At 62.4% G+C, this 846-nt stretch carries 1 protein-coding gene; it reads right to left on the bottom strand.

Annotated features, from left to right (window positions below):
* Positions 1-45: 45 nt before the first annotated feature.
* A partial coding sequence (locus tag NKI35_RS31285; RefSeq protein ID WP_352742659.1) for an IS256 family transposase occupies positions 46-846 on the bottom strand: 801 nt, incomplete at its 5' end.

The following is an 846-nucleotide window of genomic DNA, read 5'->3' as shown; positions in this document are numbered from 1 at the left end:
GGTTGTGTGCGTCAAGTTCTGCAAAATGGGCGATCATGAAACTGGTCATGCGGCTTGGCGTAGAGCGAGCTTCTTGTGCTCGCGCAGATCATCCATGTTGATATAGCGGTTGGCCTCCATCCAGTTTTCGTTGGTTTCGACGGCCAGCGCCCTGACCAGGCGCAGGCAGCTTTCGGCGTTCGGGAAGATGCGCACGACATAGGTGCGCCGGCGGATTTCCTCGTTGAGCCGTTCAAGCATGTTGGTGGACTTGAGGTGCTTGTGATGCTGACGCGGCAGCCGGAAGAAAGTCAGCGTCTGTTCTATGGCTTCTTCCGCCCAGGTGGTCAGCCGCGGGTAGCGGGCGGACCATTTGGACAGCCACGCGGCGAGATCGGCCTTGGCCTCGGCGAGATCGCGCCGGTCGTAGAGCCAGCGCAGTTCCTGCAGACAATCGTCGCCGTGCTTCCTGGGCAGGTGATCGAGCGCGTTCCTGAGGAAGTGGACGTAGCAGCGCTGCCATGCTGCTTCCGGGATCACCTCGCCGATCGCCGCGACCAGGCCGGCATGGTCGTCGGACACGGCCAGTTCGACGCCCTTGAGACCGCGTCGTTTCAAGCCGACGAGGAAGTCCTTCCAGGCCGAGCGGCTCTCGCGATTGGCCATCTCCACGGCCAGGATCTGCCGGCGCCCGTCCCAGTCGATGCCGACCGCGATCAGCACCGCCTGGCTCATCACGATGCCGGCTTCGCGCACTTTCTCGTAGCGGGCATCGAGAATGAGGTAGGGGAATGGCTCCTGAAGCGGTCGTTCGGCAAACGCCTTCAGGCTCTCGTCCAAGCGCTTGTTGATGGCCGAGATCGACGA

The sequence above is a fragment of the Mesorhizobium sp. M0676 genome, assembly GCF_040320535.1.
Classification (GTDB): domain Bacteria; phylum Pseudomonadota; class Alphaproteobacteria; order Rhizobiales; family Rhizobiaceae; genus Mesorhizobium.
The sequence above is the reverse complement of the archived record's forward strand: the minus strand, read 5'-3'. Positions and strand labels throughout refer to the sequence as shown.